Below are 25618 nucleotides of genomic sequence, written 5' to 3' on the forward strand. Positions count from 1 at the left end.
GGTCAGGGTACTCGGACGCTGCTCACCGCAAGATGGTGGTCGGTCGTCAGCGCGACCATCGGCGCGCGGTTGAAGTTGAACCCGGACCACTCGGCGTCCTTGGGCCCGAAGATCCAGTCGACCCGCATGTTGCGCGGCGGCACGCAGGTCCCGTCCTGAGCCAGCCGGCCACCGCTCGCGGAACGCAGGCTGGTCTGCTTGACCACCTTGCAGAAGACGGTCTTGCGCTCGTTGAAGTCGCCGAGGTAGAAGACCGGCAGACCGCTCGCCTGGAGCTCCTTGAGCTTCGCGATCTGGTCGGCCACCGCGACGTTGCGCTGGCGCTGCATGTCCCAGCCGGCGTTGTGGATGCCCATCACCCAGAACTCGCGTCCGGTCACCCTGTCGCGCAGCTCGACGTACGGTCGCGGGAGCTTGTGGGTGATGAACATGGTGCGGATCACGTGCTTGTGGACCGCCGCGAACCTGGTCTTGTCCCAGATCAGCGTCGACTCGGTGCTGAACCGGTCGCGCGAGGGGTCGGGGAACGCCGCGAACCGGCCCTGACCCGCGGTCAGCATCGCCTGGATCTGCCCCGCCGACGCCTCCTGGGTCGCGAGCACGTCGATGTGCTGGTTCAGCATCGTCTGGATCTCCCACTCCGAGCGCAGCCGGGAGGGGGCGAACCGGTCGGCGTCGCGGTAGGGCCCGGAGTGGTGCTCGCCCAGTGCGTTCATCTGTCCGATCCGCAGCGTCAGGTCGGCGCCGCGGCGGCCGGGCTGGGGCCGCGCGCGGAAGCGGGAACGAGGCGAGTCCGCGGCGCGGCCGAGCTGGCTGTGCTCGTTGCTGCCCCAGCAGACGACGGCGTCTCCGAGGCCGCAGGTGTGCAGCCAGCCGGAGTCGATGTCGCGGTAGCTGCCCACCCGCTGGCGAGGCCTCGTCACCGTCGCGGTGTCGCCGCCGACCTGGCCGTAGCGGTCGTCGCCCCAGCACCACGTGTGCTGCTGCATGTCGAGCAGGCAGGCACCGCCCTCGAAGACCGAGATGCGGCGGGCGTCGTGCTGGCCGAGGACCGCGGTCGGCTGGTTGTGCGCGTCGGTGCCGCCGTCGCCCAGGCCGCCGCGGTCGTTGCGGCCCCAGCACCACACGGAGTTGTCACGGCGCCGGCCGCAGGTGCTCGTCCAGCTCAGGTCGACCTCGGCCCACTTGGTGCTCCCGCCGACCCTCGTCGGGCGCGTGCGGTCGGCCCAGGTGCCGTCGCCCACCTGGCCGAGCAGGTTGCGGCCCCAGCACCAGAGCGAGTGGTCGGACTTGATCCCGCAGGTCGTCCAACCCTCGGTCTTGACCGAGATCCAGCGGCCCGGGACGCGCTGCTTCTTCAGGCTCTGGGAGGTGTTGCCCTGGCCCAGCTCGCCGTACTGGTTGTCGCCCCAGCAGAACAGCTTGCCCGCGTCGCCGCGAATGCCGCAGGCGTGGTACCAGCCGACGTCCATCGTCCGCCAGCCCTTGCCGGACACGCGGTGCGGCTCGAGCCGCACCTCGCGCGTCCCGTCGCCGACCTGGCCGCGGTTGTTCAGCCCCCAGCAGTAGAGCTTTCGGGCGTCGCCGCGGATCCCGCAGGTCGTCGCACCGCCGGCCGCGACCCGCTTCCAGGACGTCGAGCTGCCCACGCGGTGCGGCTCGTCGACGGTCGCCGTGCGCTCCCCGTTGCCGACCTGGCCCCAGGTGTTGCGGCCCCAGCAGAACAGCGCGCCGCCGATGATCCCGCAGCTGTACTCGCCGCCCGCAGAGACCTCGTCGTAACCCGAGAGCGCCGGCCCCCGGCGCGCCGAGGCGTGGCCGGAGTCGTCGGCTCCCGCGGGGGCGGCGGCGAGGACTCCGGCCACGAGGGCTCCCACGGCCGCAAGCACCGCGAGAGCGAGGGGGAAGGACGTGCCACGGCGGTTGCCGGCAGACGACACCACAGGCCTCCCTACTGGATCGGGGAAGAGATCGGTTGGCCGCTGCGAGTCTAGGAAAATCACGACCGCGGACGGCGCATTTGCCGTCCGCGGTCGTGTCGCTCAGCAGGGACTAACGGAGCTCGAGCTCGAGACCCTTGTAGGGGTTCGGGAGGCCGCGGCTCCGGTAGTACTGCGGAGTCGTGAGCCGGCCCGCGGGAGCGTGGTTGTAGAGGCTGGTGATCCACTTGCCGTACTGCTTCTCCAGCGCCTCGTCGCGGACGATCATCCCCTGCTCGTCGGAGATCGTGCCGATCGGCGACCAGTTCGCGCTGCCGTTGAACACGATGTGTGTCCCGCGGTCCCCGCCGTAGTTGCCGCTGATCGACATCGCCTTCATGTGCAGGTAGTTGTCGAAGGCGCCGTCGCCGTCGGTGTCGTAGGCGAGGTGCCGGAGCGGGACGCCGTGCAGGATGTTGAGCACCTCGTTGGTCGACAGGGTGTAGAGCATCCGGATGTTGCAGCCGGCGTTCTGCAGGTCCTTGATCTTGTGCGCGATCCGCTGCCCGCGGGGGCCCTGGATCACGGCGGAGGCGATGCGGATCGCGGTGTGCCCGTTGATCCCGGCGCCCCTCGCGCCCGAGCACCGCACGTTGTCCAGCATCTTCATCACGAGGTCGGCGCGGCCCGGGCGGGGGGCGAACCAGGTGACGATGTTGCCGGTGCGGAACTGGACGGCGGGGTACTTGCGGTCGTGGGTGGCCTGCCGGAAGACCTTCTGGAAGCCGCGGTAGATCGTGCGGTTGCCGGTCGTGGTGAGCCAGTCGTTCCACTGGTTGACGGCCGCCGCCGTCGTGAGGTTGGCGGAGCCCTCGCCGACCACCCACTGGGTCGTGCCCGACTTGCTGATCGTCATCCACTTCGAGTGCATCGCGCCGCCCTTGCCGCGGCAGGAGTGGTCGCAGGTGCGCGCCCAGCTGCGCATGGTCTTGGGACGGTGCCGGTTGCCCTGCTTGAGGGCATTGGCGAGCCGGCGGAAGTTCGGGTTCACGAGCGTGCGGGCCATGAAGACCCGGACGCTCACACCACGCTGGTGGGCGTTGATGAGGGCGTTCGTCACCGCGTTGCTCTGGAAGTTCCAGCTCATGATGCGGATCTTCTCGCCCCTGAAGGTGTGCCTGATCTCGCGCAGCTGCTTCGACATGATCCGGAACTGGTCGCTGAACGGCGTGTTGAAGAGCACCCCGTCCGCGACGTGGAAAGCGCGACCGCGGTGCAGGTGCTTCTTGCCCCCGTCGTGCCCCTTCTTGCCGTCCTGCGCCTTCTTGCCGTGATGGGTCTTGGTCTCGGTGAAGCCGCCGGAGCGGCCACCGTCGTGGTGACCCTCGCGGCCGGCGACCGACGCGGCCAGGGCGGTCGCCTCCGGCACCGCCACGGTCGGTGTCGCCAGCACAGCGGCGATCACTCCTACGACGACGTACTTCCTCATTGCTCCACTCCTCGACTGGGACCCGGTGTCGGGCAGCAGGGGATTCGGGACCGGCTCCGACCGGTGTGCGCCCGCACGTGGCGCGTCCCCCAGGAAGGCCAGATCATGCCAAACAGGCTGTTCGTGCGCCCTTGTATCCGGAATCGGTCTTCAAGGAGTCGGCCTGGTTGACCGGCCCCCCGACGACGCCGTAGAAGGAGTCGTCGTAGGTCACCAGGACCTGCCCCGAGGAGCAGGTCTGCTTGTCGGCCTTCACCTCGGTGCCGTCGTCGCCGACACATCCCTTGTAGGACTTCGGGATGGTGCCGCCGTCGACCCACACGTCGGAGCACGCCGGCCACCCGCTGTCGGACGTCGGGCTGGACGAAGCGGTGGACGGGTCGTCCGCCGTCGACGAGGAGTCCTCACCGCACGAGGACATCAGCAGCAGACCCGCTGCCATCCCCACCGCGGCGAGGACACGCGTCCTCGGTCGCATGGCAACCTCCATGTGACCACAGTAAGGCACTAGCGTTGCCCGGGTGAGCGTCACCCCGTCGCGTGTCTACGCTGCCCGGCTGGTGGGCCTCCCGATCTTCGACCCCCAGGGCGACCAGGTCGGAAAGGTCCGCGACCTGGTCGTCTCCGTGCGCAGCGAGGGCGCCCAGCCGCGCGTCCTGGGCATGGTCGCGGAGGTCTTCGGGCGACGGCGGATCTTCGTCCCGATGACGCGGGTGACCAACATCGACAGCGGGCAGGTCTACACGACCGGGCTGCTCAACATGCGCCGCTTCGAGCAGCGCTCGACCGAGACCCTGGTCATCGGCGAGATGCTCGACCGGACGGTCACCATCACCAGCAGCGGGGTCACCGGCACGGTCTACGACGTCGCCATGGAGCACACCCGCACCCGCGACTGGGTGCTGAGCCGGGTCGCCGTGCGCGAGCCGGCGAAGGGGCTCCGTCGACGCGGGCAGACCCACGTCGCGGAGTGGAGCGACGTGCGGGGCCTCACCCGCACCGACGACAAGCAGGGCGCGACGCACCTGATCGCGGCGCTCAACGACATGCGCCCCGCCGACGCCGCGAACATCCTCCACGACCTGCCGGCCGAGCGGCGGGCCGCGGTCGCGCTCGCTCTCGACGACGAGCGCCTCGCGGACGTGCTCGAGGAGCTGCCCGAGGAGGACCAGGTCGAGATCCTCGAGCGCCTCGACTCCGAGCGGGCCGCCGACGTGCTCGAGGAGATGTCCCCCGACGACGCCGCCGACCTGGTCGCGGACCTCCCGCCCGAGACGCAGGAGATGCTCCTCCAGCTGATGGAGCCGGAGGAGGCCGAGGACGTCCGCCGGCTGATGAAGTACGTCGAGAACACCGCCGGCGCCATGATGACGCCGGAGCCGGTGATCCTCGGACCGGACGCCACCGTCGCCGACGCCCTCGCCCACGTCCGCAACCCGGACCTCACGCCCGCGCTGGCCTCGATGGTCTTCGTCTGCCGCCAGCCGCTCGAGCCCCCGACCGGGAAGCTGCTCGGCGTGGCGCACATCCAGCGGCTGCTGCGCGAGCCGCCGTCGTCCCTGGTCGCCGGCGCGCTCGACGAGTCGCTGGAGAGCCTGCCGCCGGAGGCGACGATCGACGACGTCGCCGCCCACCTCGCGACCTACAACCTGGTCGCCGCACCGGTCGTGGACGAGAACCGCCGGCTGCTCGGCGCGGTCACCGTCGACGACCTGCTCGACCACATGCTCCCCGCCAACTGGCGCGACCGTGCGCCGGTGCGCTCCTCCGGGACCGGGTCGATCCGTGGCTGAGCGGCGCACCGGCGAGCGGCTGGACACCCCGCGGACGGTCCGGCGGAAGCTGGTCCGCCGACCGAGCTACGACTCGGACGCCTTCGGGAGCTTCGCCGAGCGGTTCGCGCGCTTCATGGGCACCGCGAAGTTCCTGATCTGGATGACGATCTTCGTCATCGTCTGGATCGGGTGGAACTCGCTGGCGCCCGACGACGTGAGCTTCGACCCCTACGCCTTCATCTTCCTGACGCTCATGCTGAGCCTGCAGGCGTCGTACGCCGCCCCGCTGATCCTGCTCGCGCAGAACCGTCAGGAGGACCGCGACCGCGTGGTCGCCGAGCAGGACCGCCAGGCGAACGCGCGTGCGCACGCGGACATGGAGTTCCTCGCCCGGGAGGTCGCCTCGCTGCGGATGGCGGTCGGCGAGGTCGCGACCCGCGACTACGTCCGCTCGGAGCTGCGGGCTCTGCTCGCCGAGCTCGACGAGCGCGCCGCTCAGGCTGAGGCGAGCGCAGAGGCGGGCAGTGCGGAGTCTCACGCTGACGGCGAGGACCGGGCGCCCAGGCCCAGTCCTTAGACTCGCTGTGTGAGTACGTCGCAGCAGGTCCCCACGCCTCAGCAGGTCCAAGAGGCGCTCGCCACCGTCAACGACCCCGAGATCAAGCGTCCGATCACCGAGCTGGGCATGGTCGACGAGGTCACGATCGCCGAGGACGGCGTGGTCGCCGTACGGGTCCTGCTCACCGTCGCCGGATGCCCGCTCAAGGACACCATCAACCGCGACGTCACCGCCGCGGTCGGCGCGGTCCCGGGCGTCACCCGGGTCGACCTCGACCTGGGCGTGATGACCTCCGAGCAGCGCTCCGGGCTCCACGAGCAGCTCCGCGGCGGGCAGGCGCAGCGCGACATCCCGTTCGCGCAGCCCGGCTCGCTCACCAAGGTCTTCGCGATCGCGAGCGGCAAGGGTGGCGTCGGCAAGTCGTCGGTCACCGTCAACCTGGCGATCGCGCTGGCGCAGGCGGGCCGCAAGGTGGGTCTCATCGATGCCGACATCTACGGCCACTCGGTGCCCGCGATGCTCGGCATGGCCGACACCAGGCCCACCCAGGTCGACGACCTGATCATGCCGGTGCCCACGCCGAGCGGCGTGTCCGTGATCTCGATCGGCATGCTCAAGCCGCGCCGCGACCAGGTGGTCGCGTGGCGTGGACCGATGCTCGACCGCGCGCTCGTCCAGATGCTCTCCGACGTCTACTGGGGCGACCTCGACGTGCTGCTCCTCGACCTGCCGCCCGGCACCGGCGACATCGCGATCTCCCTCGGCCAGCACCTGCCGGGCGCCGAGGTCGTCGTCGTCACGACGCCGCAGGAGGCCGCGGCCGAGGTCGCCGAGCGCGCCGGCACGATGGCTTCGATGATGCACCAGCGCGTGGTGGGCGTCGTCGAGAACATGAGCTACCTGCCCTGCCCGCACTGCACCGCCGAGGGCAAGGAGCACCGGCTCGAGATCTTCGGCGCCGGTGGCGGCGAGCGGGTCGCCGCGACGCTCGGCGCGCGGTTCGGCTACGACGTCCCGCTGCTCGGCCGCATCCCGCTCGACCCGTCGCTCCGCGAAGGCGGTGACGCGGGCAAGCCGATCGTCGAGGCCGATCCCACGGCTCCCGCGGCGGTCGAGCTGAGCGAGATCGCCGCCCGGCTGGACGGCCGCGGCCGCGGGCTCGCCGGCATGCAGCTCGGGCTCACGCCGAGCAGCCGGTTCTGAGTCCTGGATCGATCGAGGAAGGACGGGGGCGGCGATGTTCGACATCGGGTTGAGCGAGTTCGTCGTCATCGCCTTCATCGCGATCCTGGTCTTCGGGCCCGACAAGCTCCCCGACCTCGCGCGGCAAGCCGCCCGGCTGGTCCGGCAGGTGCGCAACTTCGCCAACAACGCCCGCGACGAGCTGCGCTCCGAGCTGGGCCCGGAGTACGCCGACCTCGAGCTGCGCGACCTGGACCCCCGGACGATCGTCCGCAAGCACATCGCCGAGGCGCTCGCCGACGAGGACGACGACCCCGCCCCCGCCCGGCGGCCCGGGCGTCGTCCGCTCGTCGCAGGCGAGCGGCCGCCGTACGACGGCGAGGCGACCTGAGCTACCGGCGCTCGGGCTCGGCGGCACGCCCCTTCTTCGGCTGAGGCAGCGGATCGGGGACCGGGCCGAACACCCGGTTGCAGCTCTCGCCGCTGCAGTGCTCGAGCACGGCGAGCCGGTGGGCCAGCTCGCGGCGCACGGGCGCGTAGGCAGGGTCGTGCAGCACGTCGCGCATCGCGAACGGGTCGCGCTCACGGTCGAAGAGCACCCCGACCGACGGGTCGCGCGGATGGACGGCGTACAGGTAGCGCCGGGTGTCGACGCCGCGGTACCACCAGCCGTGGTCGGCCCGTGACGAGTCGCCGGCCTGCACCAGGATCGTGTCCCGCCTGGCGAGGGCCGCGGGCTCGGTGATCGGCAGTCCGTCGGACGGTCGCGCCGCCGAGGGAACGGCGTGGCCCCAGTGCAGGAAGGTCGCGGCGAGGTCGACCAGGGTCACCGGCGTGCGGTTGACGGCGCCGGCGGGGATCCCGGGACCGCGCACGATCAACGGGACGTCCAGCGACTCGTCGATCATCAGGTTCTTGCCGTGCAGGCCGTGCTCACCGAGCACGAAGCCGTTGTCGGAGGTGAACACGATGTAGGTGTCGTCGAGCTCGCCGGCTGCGGCGAGCTGGTGGACGAGCAGCCGGACGTCGTCATCGACGGACCGCAGGGCCCGGGCGCGGGCCCGGGCGCGGACCAGCTCGTCCTTCCGGTCGAAGGACCGGTCGTAGAGGTCGTGCGGGAGTGCCGGGTCCTTCGCGAAGTAGGACGGCTTGCGCGTGAAGTCGGGCTGCAGGTGGTCGAAGAGCCTCCCGTAGCGGGGCTCGTACGCCGGCTTCTTCACCACGTCCCCGGTGCGGGCATGCGGCGCGGTGTGGTTGACGACCATGAAGAACGGCGCGCTCCCGCGGTCCAGGGTGTCGAGCATGCTCTTGGTCCGCTCGGCGGTGACGTGGGTGATGTAGCGGTGGTGGTAGCTGTCGCCGTCGAACCACACCGAGCGCCAGTAGAGGTAGGTCGTGCCGGCCACGATCGGGTCCCAGACGTTCCAGCCGGCGACCCTGCCGAACGCGCGGCTGTAGCCGTTGAGGAACTTGCCGTGGTAGCCCGTCCGGTAGCCGGCGTCCTGCATCCAGACGCCGATGTTGTCGTTCGGGTGCCGCAGGGCGTGCACGCCGCCGAACGGCCCCAGGTTGTGCTTGACGCCGTTGTTCTGCGCGTACTGCCCGGTCACCAGCTCCGCCCGGGCGGGGCAGCACATCGGGTGCGGCGAGATCGCGCTCGTGTAGGACGTGCCCTGGTCGGCCAGCAGCCGCCGGGTGCTGGGCATGTACTGCAGCTCGTCGGTCCGCATGTCGTCGGTGAGGATGAGCACGATGTTGGGCCGGTCCGGGGCCATCGCCGTCGTCGTGGGACGCGTCGCGCCGTCACCGACCGGTCCGCCGTCGACGAACGTGAACCCGACCCCGGCGACGGTCGCCACGATCAGGGCGAGGAGCACTGCCCGCTGTCTCACAACCTCGGTCCTTGTCCTTACGGGGCCGTCGTTCTCTGTGGTCACGCGCGGGACTGGGCGGCGGCGAGGGCGTCGAAGGCGACGAGGACGACCCGTCGCTCCTCACCCTCGGCCAGCTCGCAGAAGTCCGCGCCCACGCGGCGGAGCGTCCCCTCGTGACGGCTCCCGTCACGGAGGTGGAGCAGGCACCGCTCGCCGGCCTCCGAGATCCTGCGGAGTGCTGACCCGAGCCCGAGCCTGGTCAGCGGTGACCAGGCGACCTCGGGGACCGAGCGTACCGACGCACCGGTCACGGCACCGACCAGGCGGGAGTTGACGACCCAGTCGTGGTCGCCGGTCGACAGCAGCAGCCAGCCCTCGGCCAGCCGCTCGACGCTCCCGGTGAGCGGGCCGATCCCGACGACGTCGATGGTGACCTCGGTGCCGAGCGAGGCCATCAGCCGGCTGGCGAGGGTGACCTGCTGGTACTCCGCGCGGCTCCGGTCGGCGACCTCCGCGTCCCGCTCGGCCGCGTGCAACGAGCCGGCCTCGGCCTCGAGGTCGTCGAACAACGCGAACAGCTCGTCCTCCCAACCCATGGTTCCCGACCCTTTCACGAGCGTCCGTGCGGCCCCGCCTCGGCGGCTGTGGAGAGACCGTTGACACCGCCCTTCAATCGCCGTTGACTGACGCAAACAAACGCAAACGCAAGGATCTCTCGGGATGTCGATCTGCTCGCGTTCTCGCTCCGTCGCGCGGCCCTGCCTGGTCTGGCTCACGGTGACCGCCGCGGTCGGCGCGCTCGTCCAGGTCACCACGCCGGTCCTCGTCGCGCCGGCACCGCGGGACGACTTCGCCGGGTTGCTCGTCGCCGGCTGCGCGGCCGCGGCCCTCGCCGCCGCCGGCTGGCTCTGGCTGGTGACCACCTCGGTCGTCCTCGAGGTCGTCCGCGACCGGCACGCGGCCCGGCCGAGCGCCGGCGCCCTGCGCCGCCTGGTGCTCGCCGCCTGCGGTGTCGCGGTCCTGACCGGCACGGCGGCGCCTGCCGGCGCCGCGCCCCACCCGGTCAGCCCGCTCGACGGCCTGCCGCTCCCCGACCGCGCCGTCGGCACGGCCGCCCCACACCGCCTCGCCCCCGCGCCGGCCGAGACGGGGCGGCCGGCCACGGTCCGCGTTCGCCCGGGCGACTCGTTGTGGCTGATCGCGGAGCGCGCCCTGGGCCCCCGGGCGACCGACGCGCGCGTCGCGGCGTACTGGCGCCGCATCCAGGCGCGCAACGCCGCCGTGATCGGCGACGACCCCGACCTCATCCGGCCCGACCAGCGGCTCCAGCTGCCGCCGACCCACCAGGAGTGAAGATGGAAGCGATGACCGACCTCCGGGTCCCCGTCCCGGTCGCGAGCACCCAGGGCACCCTGGCGCTCGCCCTGCTCCCCCGCAGCGAGCCGCCCATGTCGGCCCGGCCCCCGCGAGCCGCGGCGATCGTCCCGATCGAGCGGCGGCTGAGGGCCTCGATCGAGGAGTGGGCGCGCCGCTTCGCGCAGGCCGCGGTCGAGATCGTGGGCGGGGACCGCCCGGTCTCGCAGCTGCTGCGCTGGACCGCACCGGACGTGTACGCCGACCTGCACCGGCGGGCCCTGCTCGTCGGCCGCGCCGGCGGTCACCAGCCCGGCCTGTCGCGCGTCCAGCAGGTGCGGCCGCAGGTCCGCAGCGTGCACACCTGCTTCGTCAGCCACGACGTCGTCGAGGCCGGCGTCCACGTGCGGTACGGCGAGCGGTCGCGCGCCATCGCCGTACGGTTCGAGCGCCGCGACCAGCGCTGGATCTGCACGGCCCTGGACTTCTCCTGAGCAACGCGCCGCCAGGTCTTCCCAGCGAGTGACGCGCGTCACTATGTTGCCTGCTCATGAAACGTGTTCTCGCGCCCGCTCTCGGCGCCGCTGCTCTCGTCCTCACGCTCCTCACCGCGCCGCTCACCGCGGCACCTGCGCACGCCGACGGTCCCGGGTCCGGCACCCCGTGGGTCGTCTCGGTCGGCGACTCCTACATCTCCGGCGAGGCCGGCCGCTGGGCCGGGTCGTCCAACGACAGCAGCTCTCGCGCCGACGCGCTCGGCTCGACGGCGTACTACGACAACGCGTCGGGCACCGGCGAGTCGATCGAGCGCTGCCACCGCAGCAAGAGCGCCGAGATCCACATCGGCGGCGGGGTCAACAGCCTGAACCTCGCCTGCTCGGGCGCGGAGACCACGACCAGCACCGGTACCTACTTCAAGCCGGGCCTCGACTTCTACAGCGGCTCCGCCGGCGTCGGCCAGGCCCAGGCGCTGCAGACCTTCGCTGCGAGCCACAACGTGAAGATGGTCGTCGTGTCGATCGGCGGCAACGACTTCAACTTCGCCGACATCGTCACCGACTGCGTCGAGGACTTCCTCGCCTCCCCGTCGTGGTGGCCCGACTACTGCAAGGACGACAGCAGCGTCACCAGCAACTTCACCTCCGCCAACATCAGCGCGGTCAGGTCGCGGATCGCCGCCGCCCTGACCAACGTCCGCACGGCGATGCGCAACGACGGGTACGCCGACACCCAGTGGACGATGCTCGTGCAGACCTACCCGTCACCGATCCCCAACGGCTCGGGGTTCCGCTACAGCCAGAGCGGCTACACCCGCCAGAGCACCGGCGGCTGCGGGTTCTGGAACGCCGACGCCGACTGGGCCAACGGGACCGCGCTCCCCACGATCAACAGCACCGTCACCGGCGCGATCACCCAGGCCGGCATCAGCAACGCCAAGGTCCTCAACCTGTCCAGCACGTTCAACGGCCGCCGGCTGTGCGAGTCCGGCGTCGGCCTCTACGAGGAGGTCGGGCTGAGCAGCTGGCAGAGCGCAGGCGCGGTCGACAAGACCGAGTGGATCAACCAGATCCGGACGGTGACGACCTGCTGCTCCAGCAGCCCCTACTACATCCAGGAGTCGCTGCACCCGAACTACTGGGGTCAGCTCGCGGTCCGGTCCTGCGTCCGCCAGGCCTACAACGCCGGCACGCCGAAGGGCGGCACCTGCGTCCGCACCGGCACCGGCCTCCTCAACGGAGAACCCCGCATGACCCTCCAGTAGAAGTTGAATCGAGGGTCTCTCGGCGTTGAGATCAGGATCGCTCCGGCCGGCGGCCGGAGCGATCCTCGACTCAACCCCTACAAACCTTCGATTCGACTCAGCTCACGCGGGCGGTGGTGTCCATGGGAGGGCCGCCGGGGGCGCCGTGGCAGCGCTTGTACTTCTTCCCCGAGCCGCACGGGCACAGCTGGTTGCGGCCGATGTCGGCGAACTCGTCGTCGGGCGACTTCGTGACCGTGGTCGCGCTGGTCGCCTCGCCGCCGAGCTCGTCCGGCGCGGTGTAGGAGAGGTTCTCGGGCTGCTTGGGCAGCTCGAGGCCCTTGGCCTTGATCTGCGGCGCCTCGCCCTTGAGCTTCGACGAGATCTCACCGAGGTTCGGGCCGCCGGCACCGACACCGACCGGCGGCTCGGCGAACGCGCCCTCGTGCACCGGGCCGTCGTGCCGGCTGCCGTCGGCGTGGTAGTGGAACTCCTGCTCGTCCTCGACCTGGACCTCCAGGTTGAAGAGGAAGCCGACCGTCTCCTCCTTGATGCCGTCCATCATCGCGGCGAACATGTCGAAGCCCTCGCGCTGGTACTCGACCAGCGGGTCGCGCTGCGAGTAGGCGCGCAGGTAGATGCCCTCGCGCAGGTAGTCCATCTCGTAGAGGTGCTCGCGCCACTTGCGGTCGAGGACCGAGAGCAGCACGCGCCGCTCGAGCTCGCGCATGACCTCCTCGCCGACCTCGGCCTCGCGGGCGTCGTACGCCGCGTGCGCGTCCTCCCTGAGCTTCTCGATCAGGTCGTCCTTGTGCAGCGCGGACAGGGAGCCCGCGTCCTCCACGAGGTCCTTGTGGCTGATCGAGACCGGCCAGAACTGCTTGAGGTCGGTCCAGAGCTGCTCGAGGTCCCACTCCTCGGCGAAGTCGTCGAGCGAGCCGGACACGAAGCCGGTCACCACGTCGTCGATGAACGTGCGGACCTGCTCCTCGAGGTTGACGCCCTCGAGGACCTCGCGACGCTCGCCGTAGATCACCTTGCGCTGGCGGTCCATGACGTCGTCGTACTTGAGGACGTTCTTGCGGGACTCGAAGTTCTGCGCCTCCACCTGGCCCTGCGCGTTGGCGATGGCGTTGGTGACGCGCTTGTTCTCGATCGGCACGTCGTCCGGGATCTTCAGCAGCAGCAGGACCCGGTCGACCCAGTCGGACTTGAACAGCCGCATCAGCTCGTCCTGGAGGGACAGGTAGAAGCGGCTCTCGCCGGGGTCCCCCTGGCGACCGGAACGACCGCGCAGCTGGTTGTCGATGCGGCGGGACTCGTGACGCTCGGTGCCGATGACGTAGAGGCCGCCCAGCTCCTTGACCTCGTCGTGCTCCTTGGCCACCTGCTCCTTGAGCCGCTCGACGGTGGCGGGCCACGCCGCGTCGTACTGCTCCGCGGTCTCACCGGTCGGCTCGAGACCCTGCTTGCGCAGCTCCTGGTCGGCGAGGAACTCGAAGGAGCCGCCGAGCATGATGTCGGTGCCTCGACCGGCCATGTTGGTGGCGACGGTCACCGCGCCCTTGTGGCCGGCCATCGCGACGATCTTCGCCTCCTCGGCGTGCACCTTCGCGTTGAGGACCGAGTGCGGGACGCCGCGCTTCTTCAGCTGGTCGGAGAGGTACTGCGACTTCTCGACCGAGACGGTGCCGACGAGGACCGGCTGGCCCTTCTCGTTGCGCTCGACGATGTCGTCGACGACCGCGTCGTACTTGGCCTCCTCGGTCCGGTAGACGAGGTCGGGCTGGTCCATGCGGACCATCGGCTTGTTGGTCGGGATCGGGACCACGCCGAGGTTGTAGATCTTGTCGAACTCCGACGCCTCGGTCAGCGCCGTGCCGGTCATGCCCGAGAGCTTGTCGTACATGCGGAAGTAGTTCTGGAGGGTGACGGTCGCGAGCGTCTGGTACTCCTCGCGGACCTTCACGCCCTCCTTGGCCTCGATCGCCTGGTGCAGGCCGTCGTTGTAGCGACGCCCGGCGAGCATGCGGCCGGTGTGCTCGTCCACGATCAGGACCTCGCCGTCCATGACGACGTACTCCTTGTCGTTGCGGAACAGCTCCTTGGCCTTGATCGAGTTGTGCAGGAAGGAGATCAGCGGGGTGTTCGCCGACTCGTAGAGGTTCTCGATGCCCAGGTGGTCCTCGACCCTGGTGATGCCGGCCTCGAGGACGGAGATGGTGCGCTTCTTCTCGTCGACCTCGTAGTCGACGTCCTTGGTCAGCTTGGCCGCGATCTTCGCGAACTCGCCGTACCACTTGACCTCGTCCTGGGTCGGGCCGCTGATGATGAGCGGGGTCCGCGCCTCGTCGATGAGGATCGAGTCGACCTCGTCGACGATCGCGAAGTTGTGGCCGCGCTGGACGCACTCCTCGATCGAGGAGGCCATGTTGTCGCGCAGGTAGTCGAAGCCGAGCTCGTTGTTGGTGCCGTAGGTGATGTCGCACGCGTAGGCCTCGCGGCGCTGCGGGGGGCGCATCTCCGGGACGATCACGCCGACCGACAGGCCGAGGAAGTGGTGGATGCGACCCATCATCTCGGACTGGAACTTGGCCAGGTAGTCGTTGACGGTGACGACGTGGACGCCGTTGCCCTCGAGCGCGTTGAGGTACGCCGGGAGGGTCGACACCAGCGTCTTGCCCTCACCGGTCTTCATCTCGGCGATGTTGCCGAGGTGCAGCGCGGCGCCGCCCATGATCTGGACGTCGAAGTGCCGCTGGCCGAGCACCCGCTTGGCCGCCTCACGCACGGTGGCGAAGGCCTCCGGCATGATGTCGTCGAGGGTCTCGCCCTCCTCGAGGCGCTTCCGGAACTCGTCGGTCATCCCTCGCAGCTCGTCGTCGGACATGGCGACGAAGTCGTCCTCGATGGCGTTGACGGCTTTGGCGATGGACTCGAGCTGGCGGAGGATCTTTCCCTCGCCGATGCGCAGGAGCTTGTCGATGATGACGGGCACGGCCGCAACTGTACTTGGGGAGCGGTGCTCGTCCGATTCCTACTGGGATTCCTGCTCGGCCTCGTAGGCGGCGTACGCCGCCGCCCGCTCGCGCTCGATCTTGCGTCCGACGCCGTAGGCGGCACCCCAGAGGACCGCGAAGACGACGCCGAGCACGAACATCATGGGCACCAGGAAGCCCATCGCGATCGCGATCACCTGGACCAGGTGGCCGAGCCAGTAGCCCCAGCGCGCACGGAGCAGCCCCGCCGTCAGCAGCGACAGGGCTGCCGGCCCGAGACCGGCAGCCAGCGCCTGCCCGGTGGCGATGTCGCCCAGGTTGATCATCACCGGGGTGGTCAGGGCGAGCGTGATCGCCTCGAGGGCGAGCACCATCGCGCACATCGCGCGCTTGGGGTCCCTCACTTCCGCCCGCCGAGGAGGGTCCGCGCCTCGCCGACGGTGACGACCGACCCCGTCACCAGGACGGCGCCGGAGCTGAGCGAGTCGCCCGAGCCGGACTCGGCCCGCCCGGCGGCCTCGTCGATGGCGTCGGCGAGACGCGGCACGACCGACACCCGGTCCGCCCCGAACACCTCCCGCGCCACCGCCGCCAGGTCCTCGGCCGGGAGGGCACGCGCGGTGGAGTTCTGGGTGACGACGACGTGCTCGAGGAGCGGCTCGAACGCCGCGAGCAGGCCCTCGTGGTCCTTGTCGGCCATCACGCCGATCACACCGATGAGCGGGCTGAACTGGAAGGAGTCCTCCAGGGCGGCAGCGGTCGCCTCGGCCCCCGCCGGGTTGTGCGCGGCATCGAGGACGATCGTCGGGCTCCGGCGGATGACCTCGAGGCGACCCGGTGAGGTCACCTCCGCGAACGCCGCGCGGACCACCTCGTCGCTGAGCGGCTGGTCGGTGCTCAGGAACGCCTCCACGGCGGCGAGCGCGACGACGGCGTTCTGGGCCTGGTGCGCACCGTAGAGCGGGAGGAACAGGTCGTCGTACCGGCCCCGGAGGCCCTGGAGGGTGACCAGCTGGCCGCCGACGGCGGGCTGGCGGTCGACGACGCCGAACTCGAGACCCTCACGGGCGAGGGTGGCGCCCACCTCGGCGGCGCGCGCGGTCAGGACCGCCATCGCCTCGGCGGGCTGCTGGGCGACCACCGCGATGGCGCCCGGCTTGATGATCCCGGCCTTCTCCTGGGCGATCGCGGCGGGCGTCGTGCCGAGGTAGGCGGTGTGGTCGACGGCGATGGGCGTCACGACCGCGACGTCGGCGTCGATGACGTTGGTCGCGTCCCACGAGCCGCCCATGCCGACCTCGACGACGGCGACGTCGACCGGCGCGTCCGCGAACGCCGCGTAGGCCATCCCGACGATCGCCTCGAAGAAGGAGAGCGGATGCGCCTCCTGGTCGTCGACCAGGTGCGTGTACGGCGCGATGTCGTTGAACGCGCGCACGAAGGCCTCGTCGTCCAGCGGCTCGCCGTCGATGCTGATCCGCTCGCTCATCCGCTCCACGTGCGGGCTCGTGAACCGACCGGTGCGCAGGTCCAGGGCGCGCAGCAGGGTGTCGATCATCCGGGACGTGGAGGTCTTGCCGTTGGTGCCGGTCAGGTGGATCGAGCGGTAGGCGCGCTGTGGATCCCCCAGCAGCTCGGTGAAGGCCCGGATCCGGTCCAGGGACGGCTCCAGGCGCGTCTCGGGCCACCGGGAGAGGAGGGCGTCCTCGGCCTCGGCGAAGGTCTCGGCGGAACGCGCGACAGGCTCACTCATGGCTTGCGAGAGTCTACGGCGACCGGGTCAGCGCGCCGACGCCGCGTAGCGGCCCGGGGGTACGCCGAGCAGCCGCTTGAAGTGGCGGGTGAGGTGCGCCTGGTCGTGGAAGCCGACCGCCACCGCGACGTCGGCGGGGCGCTCGCCGGCGAGCAGCAGCCGCCGCGCGGCGTCGAGGCGCCGGCCGACGACGTACCGGTGCGGCGGGACGCCGGTCTCCCGGCCGAACGCCCGCACCAGGTGGGCAGGGTGCCGGCCGAGCAGCCGCCCCGCCTCCTCGAGGGTGACCCCGTCGACGAGGTGCTCGTCCAGGAGGTCACGGAACCGGCGTGCCAGCCGGGGCTCGGGAGCGGTCGCCACCTCGACCGGGCCGCGGGCGAGGTGCCGGGAGAGCCGGTCGGTGACAAGGGCGAGCCGGCCCTCGACCTCCAGCTCCTCACCGGGGCGGGCCAGCGCGCGGTGCACCAGGTCCAGCTCGTCGCGGAGCGCGCCGTCCCCCCAGTCGGGGTGGTCGACCGCCCGGCCGACGCGGGCCGGGTCGATCCGGTCGGCGTCGAGGTAGAGCACCCGCTTGCGGAAGCCGCCCTCCGCGACCGAGCGTCCGTCGTGGGCGACGCCCGGCGGCAGCAGGGTGACCAACGAGCTGCCGGTCGCGTGCTCGTGCCGGTCGAGGTCGTAGCGCACGGTGCCGGAGTCGACCATCAGCACGGTCCAGGTGTCGTGGACGTGCATCGGGTAGGCGTGCCGGGGGAAGTGCGCGTGCAGCACCTCCGCGACGCCCGGTACCGGAGGTCGCCACGCCCGGACGACCGGGGCAGGCTCCATGTCAGGAACGTACAAGACGTCGGGCCGGCCGTCGGCCGACGATCACCGGGTGACCGACGACGACATCCTGACCCCGCCGTTCGACACCAAGGTCGCGATCGTGGTGCGCGAGGACCTCGAGACCTGGCAGCGGCTCAACGTGACCGCGTTCCTCGCGAGCGGCGTCGCGACCGAGTGGCCCCAGCTGGTCGGCGAGCCCTACGAGGACGCCGACGGGACGGCGTACCTCCGGCTGCTGGGGGTGCCCGTGCTGGTGTTCGAGGGCAGCAAGGAGGCGATCGGCACGGCGCGCGAGCGGGCGCTGCGCAGGGACCTCCCGCTGGCGGTCTACACGCGCGACATGTTCCGCACCGGCCACGACGCCGCCAACCGGGCGACGGTCCGTGCCGTGCACGGCGCCGACCTGGACCTGGTCGGGATCGCGCTGCACGGCCCGAGGAACGCCGTCGACAAGGTGCTCAAGGGCTGCTCGCTCCACCCGTGAGCGGGGGCTGTGCGAGCCGGAGGTCGACGGTGTCGGCGACCGGCGCGTAGCCGAGCGCCTGGTAGATCCGGTTCGAGGTCGGGTTGGCCTGGTCGGTGAACAGGGTGACCCGCGCGCCGCTGTCGCGCAGCAGCCGCGAGACGTCGTGGGTCGCCGCGCTCGCATAGCCGCGCCCACGGTGCTCCGGCGGGGTGTAGACCGGCGCGATCCGGGTGACGCCGAAGGCCGGCGGGTTCGCTCCGACCATGCAGACCGGGACGTCGTCCGCGCCCACCCAGAACCAGAGCGTGCCCTCCCGGATCTTGCGCTCGATGTCGGCCACCGAGGCGGTCTCGGCGTGCCCGGCGCCGCGCTCGCGGCCGGCCTGCTCGTCCGCGTCGCCGAAGAACCGCACCAGCCAGTCGTGGGCGAGGTCCACCTCGTCGGGCCGGGTCGATCGCAGCCGGCCGGGCACCGGGGCGGGCGCAACCAGCTCACCGAGCTCGAACAACCGGGTGTGCATCGCCACCAGAACCGTCGAGCCGGTGCGCTCGGCGACCCGCTCCGCGCACACGTCGGCCGCGGGCCGCAGCCCGTTGACGCCGCCGACCTCCTCGCCGCGGTCGAGGACCCCGTCCGCGAGAGCGGCCGCGGCGTCGTCGGGCATCGCCAGCAGGTAGAGCGGGTACGGCTCGAACGGCGCCGTGCGCATCGCGACGCCCACGAGGTCGCCCCCGTCCGCGACCGTCGCGAACCACCAGTACGGCGCCGACGTGCTCGGGTCGTCACCGAGCTCCGCCAGTCCGCGGGCGCGCTCGGCGATGGTCGACAGGATCGTCGACGTCACCGGCTCGCGCGCGAGCCACTCGCCCGCGCGCTCGAGGAACTCACCGGCATCGCCCGTGAAGCGGACCTCCTAGGAGGCTGCCATCAGCGGCTCCTGCGGATCGTCAGACCGACCAGCCGGGAGACCACGAGGGCGACGTAGAAAACGCCACCGATCTGCTCGAGCACCACGACCGACCGCGCGTGGTCACCGACCGGGCCGAAGTCACCGAGCCCGACGCTGGTGAGCGTCGTGAAGGAGAGGTAGAGCAGCTCGAACCAGGTCCGGTCGGCGCCGAACGAGCCCGGCCAGATGACCTGCACCGCTGCGTAGGCGTAGGCGAACGCCCACGCCACGACCGTGAAGGCGCCCGCGGTCGCAAACAGCTCGTCGCGGGTGACCTCGTCGTCGTTGAAGACGTAACGGATCAGCGCATAGCTGACGAACAGGTAGAACGGAACGTGGCAGCACGCCGAGACGAGGACCACCCAGTCGGTGCCGGGCGAGACCGACTCCCACACGGCGAACACGGTCGCGGGCGCACCGAAGACGAGAGCGACCCACGTGAGCGCCGGCGAGCGGCGGACCGCGGCGACCGCGCTGAGCACGACCAGGAGCTGCACCACGCCCAGGACGGCGCGCCCGAGCGTCGTGTCACCGAGCCCCGGATAGCCGAGCAGCACGAACACCTGCCCACCGAGCAGGAGCGCGTTGGGGTGCTCCGCCATCCACCGGATCGGGCGCATGCCAGTCATCGGGACCGCCTGGCTCAGCCGCCGAGCCGGGCGAGCTCCTCCTCGACGACCGACGGGTCGAGCTTGGTGAAGATGGGGGTCGGCTTGCCGACCGGGGTGCCCGGCTCGATCGGGCGCCGGCGCCACGCGGGGAAGCCGGAGTAGTCGCCCGTGACGACCGGGTAGGCCCGCGACGGGTCGTCGAGGTCGGTGACCTCGTCGATCCGCGGCATCGGCGCGACCGCGCCCTCGCCCCCGAGCGCCTTGTCGACCTCGTTCGCAGAGAACGGCAGGAACGGAGCCAGCACCAGGTTGAGGTCGGCCACGCCCTGGGCGGTGACGTGCAGGATGGTTCCCAGGCGTTCGCGCTGGTCGTCGCCCTTGAGCTTCCACGGCTCGTGGTCCGACACGTACTTGTTCACCTCGGCCACGGCCCGCATCGCCTCGCCGATCGCCTGCTTGAACCGCTTGCGCGAGACCAGGTCGCCCACCACGTCGAAGGCCTGCTCGGTGGTCGCCAGCACGGCCCGGTCCGCGTCGGTCAGCTCGCCCGCCGCCGGGATCTCCCCGAAGTTCTTGTGGATCAGGTTCGCGGTCCGGTTGACCAGGTTGCCCCAGCCCGCGACGAGCTCGTCGTTGGTGCGGCGCACGAACTCGGCGAAGGTGAAGTCGCTGTCCTGGTTCTCCGGGCCCGCGGCCGCCACGAAGTAGCGGAACGCGTCGACCTGGTAGCGGGAGACGAGGTCGCGCACGTAGATGACGACCTTCTTGGAGGAGGAGAACTTCTTGCCCTCCATCGTGAGGTACTCCGAGCTCACGACCTCCGTCGGCAGGTCCAGCTCACCCAGCTCGCGCGGGCTCCCGCCGCGGGCGCCCTGGCCGTTGTAGGCCAGCAGCTCCGCGGGCCAGATCTGGCTGTGGAAGGTGATGTTGTCCTTGCCCATGAAGTAGTAGGACAGCGCCTCGGGGTCGTTCCACCACTCGCGCCACCGCTCCGGCTCGCCGAGCCGGCGGGCCCACTCCACCGTGGCGGAGAGATAGCCGACGACGGCGTCGAACCAGACGTAGAGCTTCTTGGTCGGGTTCTCCCGCCAGCCCTCCAGCGGCACGGCGATGCCCCAGTCGATGTCGCGGGTCATCGCGCGCGGCCTGATCTCGTCGAGGATGTTCTTGGAGAACCGGATCACGTTGGGCCGCCACAGCCCGCTGGCCTCGCGGCCGTCGAGCCACTCGCCGAGGGCGTCGGCGAGGGCCGGCAGGTCGAGGAAGAAGTGCTGGGTCTCGACGAACTCCGGCACCTCGCCGTTGATCCGCGAGCGCGGGTTCTTCAGGTCCTGCGGGTCGAGCTGGTTGCCGCAGTTGTCGCACTGGTCGCCGCGGGCCCCGTCGTAGCCGCAGATCGGGCAGGTGCCCTCGATGTAGCGGTCCGGCAGGGTCCGCCCGGTCGACGGGCTGATGGCGCCGTACGTCGTCTGCTCGACGAAGTAGCCGTTCTCGTAGACGCCGAGGAACAGCTCCTGCACCACCTGGTGGTGGTTGCGCGCCGTCGTACGGGTGTAGAGGTCGTAGGTCATGCCCAGCGCGGCGAAGTCCTCGACGATCAGCCGGTGGTTCTGGTCGGCGAGCTCCTGCGGGGTCAGCCCGGCCTCGTCGGCCGCGATGAGGATCGGCGTCCCGTGCTCGTCGGAGCCGGACAGCATGATGAGGTCGTGCCCCGCCATCCGGGCCTGCCGGGCGAAGATGTCGGCAGGGACGTACACCCCGGCCACGTGGCCGATGTGACGCGGGCCGTTGGCGTACGGCCAGGCGGTGAAGCAGAGGACCTTGCTCATGGGCCCGATCCTATTGACGGGCGCGAGCCGTCATCGCCCCGGCCTCCGGCCGCGGTCAGCTGTGGAACCCCTGGATCCGCCGGTGCACCGCCCGCCGGATGTGCGGGATCTCGGCGTAGAGGTGCCTGCCGGGGCAGGCGGTGTCGTTGGTGTCGCGGTGGCCGTCGATCACCGGCAGCCGCACCCAGGTGCCGGCGGGGTACTTGTCGCTGCCCGACGACTGGCGCATCACGGTGCCGCGCGGTCGCAGGTCGTACTTGTCGATCCGCCAGGCCGCGAGCCGGACGAGCGCACGCAGGATGTCCTTGTTGGGCTTGGCCACCTCGAAGTTGCCGATCACCGAGACACCCATCGACTTGTGGTTGAAACCGAGGGTGTGGGCGCCGCGGACGATCTTGTGGCCGCTGCCCTTCCGACCGATCCAGATCCGGCCGAACCGGTCGACGAGGAAGTTGTAGCCGATGTCGGACCAGCCCAGGGTCTGCGTGTGGTAGCGGTACATCCCGCGGATCAGCGCCGGCACGTCCCTGCGGTGGTAGTCGTTGGCGTTGACGGTGTGGTGGATGTGCACCTGCTTCATCGTCTTGTTGACGACCTGGGTCCCGTCCCGCAGGCGCGGGTCGGCACCCCAGTCGGCCCGGGTCAGCAGGTGCGGGCGCGGTGTGTTGTCGGTGTCGGCCAGCTCGCGCGGGGACTCGTGCTCGATCGCGTCCTCGGGTCGCCGGCCCGGGTCGATCAGCGAGAGCACCGGCTCCCGGGCGTCGCCGGCGACCTCGAGCTGGACGGCATCGGCGTCGCCGTACCAGTGCAGGTCGGTGGCACGCGGCGTGTGTCGTGCCTCCTCGCTGCCGTGGTCCGGCGTGTCGTGCAGCGGCGCGAGCGGCTGCCACTCGGACCAGCGTCCATCGGTGCGGCGCACCCGTGCCCGTACCGAGCCGGTCCCCGACCGCCAGGTGACACCGAGCATCGAGAACCGGTCGGTCTCCAGCACGGGGGTGCGCAGGCCGCCGGCGGTGCGCGCGGTGCCCTCGAGGCCGTCGAGGCGCACGTCGGCCGCCGACACGACGGAGCCACGGTCGGGGCGGAGCCGGACCTTGCGGGTGCCGGGGGCTGCGCCGGCGGGAGCGGGCGCGGCCAGCGCGCCGAGGGTCGGTACGGCGACCGCCGCGGCCGTCAGGCGCGCGAGGTCACGACGGGGAAGAGACGAATCCGAGATACCCATGATCAACGAGGATGCAATTCATGAGCCGCCGAAATCGACTCACCCGGCGGCGCGTCCCGCGAAAGCGGCAAGGGTCTCGTAGGGCCCGGCGTCCGGCGCCGGGGTCTGCTCGGGGCCGAACGCAGGGCCGCGCTTCTCCGGCTCGAGGCTCGCGCGCATGAAGTTCAGGGCAACCTGGGCGACCTCCGGGTCGAGCCGGTCGGTGGGCCGGCCGAGCGCCGAGACCAGGTCCCAGGTGTGCACCGCGATCTCGGCGACCTGCCACGCCGCTGGCGTCGGCGGGTCGCCCTCGAGCTCGTGCCAGGCGTGGCTCAGGTCGTCGGCGTGCACCCGGAACTCCGCACCCCAGCCCTCCCGCACGTGCGGCGGCGGCGCCGCCCAGTCGGGCTGCTCCCCCCGCATCATCGTGAGGAACTTCGCCGGCGCGGCGACCAGGTGGTCGGCGAGCGCGGCCACGTCCCAGTCCCCGCAGGGCGTCGGCCCGGTCAGCTGGTCGGCGTGGACGTGGTCGAGCTCGTCGGCGGCCTGGTCGAGGGCGTGCACCAGCACGCGTACGTCGTCACTTGTGGACATGGCCCCACGTTAGGCGGAGCGCGATGGCGGGTGAACCCTCAGGAGAAGTCCAGCTCGCCCGTCCGCGACCGCTTCAGCTCGTAGAAGTAGGGGAACGACGCGACGGCGACACAACCGTCCCAGAGGCGGCCGGCGTCCTCCCCGCGCGGGATCTTCGAGAGCACCGGGCCGAAGAACGCCGTGCCGTTGACGGCGATGGTCGGCGTACCGACCTCGTTGCCGACCTGGTCCATGCCCTCGTGGTGCGAGCGGGCGACCGCGTCGTCGAGCGACGAGTCGTCCATCGCCTCCACCAGGTCGGTCTCGATACCCACCTCGGCGAGGACCTCCTCGATGAGGGCCCGGCCCCGGTCCTCCTGCTCGTGCAGCGTGCGGCCCTCGAGGTGCAGCCGCTGCCCGAAGGCGTTGTACATCGGCAGCAGGATGTCGTCACCGTGCTTGTGCTGGGCGGCGACGAGGACCCGCACCGGGCCCCAGGCCGGATCCAGCATCGCCCGGTAGTCGTCGGAGATGTCCTTGTCCTGGTTGAGGTAGGCCAGGCTCATCACGTGCCAGGCGACGTCGACGTCGCGGACCTTCTCCACCTCGAGCATCCAGCGCGAGGTGATCCAGGCGAACGGGCACAGCGGGTCGAACCAGAAGTCAGCGCGATTGCGCTCCCGAGCAGAGGTCATGCAGGGTTCAACCACCCACCGCGGAGGACTTGTTCCCGGCGACCGGCGTTTTGCTACGGGCGGCGCAGAACCCGCACCGTCGCCTGGGCCCGGCCGGGCTCGATCGTCGAGGTGCCCGCGTAGCGCACCCACACGGTGCGCTTGCCCGGCGCGACGCCGGTGAGGACCACCCGTGCCCTGCCGTCCACCAGCTGCACCGTCTGCTGCTGCTTGGCCACCGTGACGACGACCTGGCCGTCCGCAGCGTCGACGCCCGGTGCCGTGACGTGCACCTTGACCACGGCCCGCTCGGGCCGGCCGACCGGGACGACGTCCACCGTCGGACGGGTCGTCACGGCGTCGTCGAACGCGAGGTCCTCGGTGTAGGGCAGGTAGTTGCGCCGGGTCAGCGTCACGCGGACCTTCAGGCGGGCGCCGAGGTCGTCGCCGGTGACGGTGTAGGTCGGCGCGGTGGCGCCGGCGATCTCCTCGCCGTCCCGCAGCCACTGGTAGGCCGGCGCCGCGTCCGCCGGCGTGAAGGAGCCGGGCGTGACCCGCAGCTGCTGGCCGACCCGCGTCTGACCGGCGACCGCGTAGGGCTGGTCGACGGTGATCTCGCCGACCGCGACGGGGCCGACTGCCTCCGAGCGGACCGGACGGTTCACGTAGCCCGCGCTGCGTGCGGCGGTGGTGACCTGGATCTTCTTGCCCACCATGTCCTGGGTGAGGGTCAGCGTCGGGCCGTCGGCGCCGTCGAGGACCTGCCCGTCGAGGAGCCAGCGGTAGACCGTCGTGTCCGGGGCGGGCGACCAGGAGGCCGGCGTCGCGGTCAGCGTCTCGTCCACCATCGGGTCGCCGCTCACGGTCGGCGGCGCCTCGACCTGGAACTCGCCGCGGGCCACCTTCTCGGTCGGCGCGGAGGTCGTGGTCGCGGCGGCGTAGTCGCTCTTCTTCGCGGTGACCGCGACGGTGAGGGTCTTGCCCTTGTCGTCCACCGTCGGGGTGTACGTGGACGACGTCGCGCCGCTGATCGGGTCACCGTCGGCGCGCCACTGGTAGGTGAACGAGTCCGGGGCCGGCGACCAGCTGCCCTTCTGGGCGGTCAGCTCGGCGCCGACCTGCGGCGTGCCCTCGATCGAGGGGGCCGCGGTGTTGGAGAGGCTCTTGGCGTCGGTGAAGTGGATGAACCCGGTCGGCCAGTGGCCGCTGTCCTTGGTGATCTGCTGCCAGTGGAAGTCGCCGCCCCAGCTGTCCTCGGAGATGACGATCTCGGTCGAGGAGATCACCTTCTCGACGTACGCGACGTGGCCGGCCGAGCCGACGCCGCCGTCGTAGCGGGCGTACCAGGCGATCGCTCCGACCGCGGGCCGCTGGTCGGTGATCTTCTTCATCTCCAGGCCCCACTCGCTGGCGTTGCCGCCACCGGTCCACGGCCGCACGTTCGGCATGCCGGCCTTGACCATCCGGTACGCCGCGTAGTTCGTGCAGTTGTGGCCGGAGTACATCCGCCAGTACATGGTGCCGCTGTGCGCGCCGTACCCGGCGTCGGAGTAGCCGTCGGCCCGGCAGCCGGCGTAGCCGGTGCACAAGTAGTAGGAGCTCGACGCTGTGGGGTGGGTCGCTTCGGGGGCCTGCTGGTGCGTGACCCCCAGGACCACCAGGAGGGTTCCGACCAGGGCGCTGGTGACCAGCGCACACCCGTATCCGAGGATCCGACTCACTCGACGCATGGACTCCACCTTGGGGCACATCAGTCACATATCGCAACAAAAACCACTAGAAACATCACCCGTATCGGCGTGTCGCGCTTGACTTTCAGTACTTACACCGTTGTGATTCGCGCCCG

General features: G+C 71.0%; 24 protein-coding genes. 8 read left to right on the forward strand and 16 right to left on the reverse strand.

Going from position 1 to position 25618, the window contains the following annotated elements; genetic code table 11:
• Positions 1–2: 2 nt before the first annotated feature.
• The 3 genes from ABD709_RS14915 to ABD709_RS14925 all read right to left on the reverse strand — a co-directional run bounded on the left by ABD709_RS14915 (position 3) and on the right by ABD709_RS14925 (position 3898).
• Positions 3–1865: a hypothetical protein gene (locus tag ABD709_RS14915; RefSeq protein ID WP_344776777.1), complete on the reverse strand. Its 1863-nt coding sequence runs from the start codon at positions 1863–1865 to the stop codon at positions 3–5.
• Positions 1866–2052: 187 nt separating this feature from the next.
• Positions 2053–3408: a phospholipase D-like domain-containing protein gene (locus ABD709_RS14920; protein ID WP_344776779.1), complete on the reverse strand. Its 1356-nt coding sequence runs from the start codon at positions 3406–3408 to the stop codon at positions 2053–2055.
• Between the two features lie 103 nt (positions 3409–3511).
• A complete protein-coding gene (locus ABD709_RS14925) occupies positions 3512–3898 on the reverse strand; it encodes a hypothetical protein (RefSeq protein ID WP_344776781.1) in 387 nt (128 codons plus the stop codon).
• A gap of 31 nt (positions 3899–3929) precedes the next feature.
• On the opposite strand from ABD709_RS14925, the gene ABD709_RS14930 reads away from it, so the two are divergent.
• From ABD709_RS14930 to ABD709_RS14945, 4 genes are read left to right on the forward strand one after another with little or no spacing between them, the layout of a single operon-like run.
• A complete protein-coding gene (locus ABD709_RS14930; protein ID WP_344776783.1) occupies positions 3930–5201 on the forward strand; it encodes a magnesium transporter MgtE N-terminal domain-containing protein in 1272 nt (423 codons plus the stop codon).
• Positions 5194–5760, forward strand: coding sequence for a DUF1003 domain-containing protein (locus ABD709_RS14935; protein WP_344776785.1), 567 nt, complete (start codon positions 5194–5196; stop codon positions 5758–5760). The genes ABD709_RS14930 and ABD709_RS14935 overlap by 8 nt, the downstream gene beginning before the upstream one ends.
• 9 nt (positions 5761–5769) lie before the next feature.
• Entirely contained in the window at positions 5770–6945 is a 1176-nt protein-coding gene (locus ABD709_RS14940) for an Mrp/NBP35 family ATP-binding protein (protein ID WP_344776787.1), read from the forward strand.
• 34 nt (positions 6946–6979) lie between these two features.
• The gene (locus ABD709_RS14945; RefSeq protein ID WP_344776789.1) at positions 6980–7315 is read left to right on the forward strand and encodes a sec-independent translocase; all 336 of its coding nucleotides are present in this window, start codon (positions 6980–6982) and stop codon (positions 7313–7315) included.
• Between the two features lies 1 nt (position 7316).
• Here ABD709_RS14945 and ABD709_RS14950 read toward each other — a convergent pair whose 3' ends face one another.
• The gene (locus tag ABD709_RS14950; protein ID WP_344776791.1) at positions 7317–8816 is read right to left on the reverse strand and encodes a sulfatase-like hydrolase/transferase; all 1500 of its coding nucleotides are present in this window, start codon (positions 8814–8816) and stop codon (positions 7317–7319) included.
• A 41-nt stretch (positions 8817–8857) separates the two neighbouring features.
• Entirely contained in the window at positions 8858–9394 is a 537-nt protein-coding gene (locus ABD709_RS14955) for a hypothetical protein (protein ID WP_344776793.1), read from the reverse strand.
• Positions 9395–9518: 124 nt separating this feature from the next.
• Between ABD709_RS14955 and ABD709_RS14960 the strand changes: the two genes are divergently transcribed.
• Genes ABD709_RS14960 through ABD709_RS14970 form a run of 3 tightly spaced genes read left to right on the forward strand, consistent with a single transcriptional unit; the run spans position 9519 to position 11913 of the window.
• Positions 9519–10151 carry a LysM peptidoglycan-binding domain-containing protein gene (locus ABD709_RS14960; protein WP_344776795.1) on the forward strand — a complete coding sequence of 211 codons (633 nt, stop codon included), beginning with the start codon at positions 9519–9521 and terminating at the stop codon, positions 10149–10151.
• 2 nt (positions 10152–10153) lie between these two features.
• Entirely contained in the window at positions 10154–10645 is a 492-nt protein-coding gene (locus ABD709_RS14965) for an Rv3235 family protein (protein WP_344776797.1), read from the forward strand.
• Between the two features lie 56 nt (positions 10646–10701).
• Positions 10702–11913 carry an SGNH/GDSL hydrolase family protein gene (locus tag ABD709_RS14970; protein WP_344776799.1) on the forward strand — a complete coding sequence of 404 codons (1212 nt, stop codon included), beginning with the start codon at positions 10702–10704 and terminating at the stop codon, positions 11911–11913.
• Between the two features lie 97 nt (positions 11914–12010).
• Here the strand turns inward: ABD709_RS14970 and secA are convergent, their stop codons facing one another.
• From secA to ABD709_RS14990, 4 genes are read right to left on the reverse strand one after another with little or no spacing between them, the layout of a single operon-like run.
• Complete coding sequence (secA, locus tag ABD709_RS14975; RefSeq protein ID WP_344776801.1) at positions 12011–14890, reverse strand: preprotein translocase subunit SecA; 2880 nt, start codon at positions 14888–14890, stop codon at positions 12011–12013.
• A gap of 39 nt (positions 14891–14929) precedes the next feature.
• A complete protein-coding gene (locus ABD709_RS14980; RefSeq protein WP_344776803.1) occupies positions 14930–15295 on the reverse strand; it encodes a DUF4233 domain-containing protein in 366 nt (121 codons plus the stop codon).
• Positions 15292–16644, reverse strand: coding sequence for a bifunctional tetrahydrofolate synthase/dihydrofolate synthase (gene folC / locus ABD709_RS14985; RefSeq protein WP_344776805.1), 1353 nt, complete (start codon positions 16642–16644; stop codon positions 15292–15294). The genes ABD709_RS14980 and folC overlap by 4 nt, the downstream gene beginning before the upstream one ends.
• A 27-nt stretch (positions 16645–16671) precedes the next feature.
• A complete protein-coding gene (locus ABD709_RS14990; protein ID WP_344776807.1) occupies positions 16672–17469 on the reverse strand; it encodes a helix-turn-helix transcriptional regulator in 798 nt (265 codons plus the stop codon).
• Between the two features lie 49 nt (positions 17470–17518).
• Here ABD709_RS14990 and ABD709_RS14995 point away from each other — a divergent pair, with 49 nt between their 5' ends.
• Positions 17519–17953: a DUF2000 family protein gene (locus tag ABD709_RS14995; protein WP_344776809.1), complete on the forward strand. Its 435-nt coding sequence runs from the start codon at positions 17519–17521 to the stop codon at positions 17951–17953.
• Here the strand turns inward: ABD709_RS14995 and ABD709_RS15000 are convergent.
• From ABD709_RS15000 to ABD709_RS15030, 7 genes are all read right to left on the reverse strand, one after another.
• Complete coding sequence (locus tag ABD709_RS15000) at positions 17928–18779, reverse strand: GNAT family N-acetyltransferase (RefSeq protein WP_344776811.1); 852 nt, start codon at positions 18777–18779, stop codon at positions 17928–17930. The two genes, ABD709_RS14995 and ABD709_RS15000, sit on opposite strands and share 26 nt — an antisense overlap.
• Positions 18780–18862: 83 nt before the next feature.
• A complete protein-coding gene (locus ABD709_RS15005; RefSeq protein WP_344776813.1) occupies positions 18863–19513 on the reverse strand; it encodes an ion channel in 651 nt (216 codons plus the stop codon).
• 14 nt (positions 19514–19527) lie between these two features.
• Positions 19528–21324: a methionine--tRNA ligase gene (gene metG, locus ABD709_RS15010; RefSeq protein ID WP_344776815.1), complete on the reverse strand. Its 1797-nt coding sequence runs from the start codon at positions 21322–21324 to the stop codon at positions 19528–19530.
• Between the two features lie 55 nt (positions 21325–21379).
• The gene (locus ABD709_RS15015; RefSeq protein WP_344776816.1) at positions 21380–22546 is read right to left on the reverse strand and encodes a peptidoglycan recognition protein family protein; all 1167 of its coding nucleotides are present in this window, start codon (positions 22544–22546) and stop codon (positions 21380–21382) included.
• Positions 22547–22585: 39 nt separating this feature from the next.
• Positions 22586–23119 (reverse strand): TIGR03086 family metal-binding protein, encoded by a 534-nt coding sequence (locus tag ABD709_RS15020; RefSeq protein ID WP_344776818.1) that lies wholly within the window; start codon positions 23117–23119, stop codon positions 22586–22588.
• Positions 23120–23157: 38 nt separating this feature from the next.
• On the reverse strand, positions 23158–23793 hold the full coding sequence (locus tag ABD709_RS15025) for a mycothiol-dependent nitroreductase Rv2466c family protein (RefSeq protein ID WP_344776820.1): 636 nt from the start codon (positions 23791–23793) through the stop codon (positions 23158–23160).
• Between the two features lie 53 nt (positions 23794–23846).
• Positions 23847–25502, reverse strand: coding sequence for a CHAP domain-containing protein (locus ABD709_RS15030; protein WP_344776822.1), 1656 nt, complete (start codon positions 25500–25502; stop codon positions 23847–23849).
• Positions 25503–25618 lie beyond the last annotated feature (116 nt).

Source organism: Nocardioides panacisoli, assembly GCF_039537325.1.
GTDB lineage: Bacteria > Actinomycetota > Actinomycetes > Propionibacteriales > Nocardioidaceae > Nocardioides > Nocardioides panacisoli.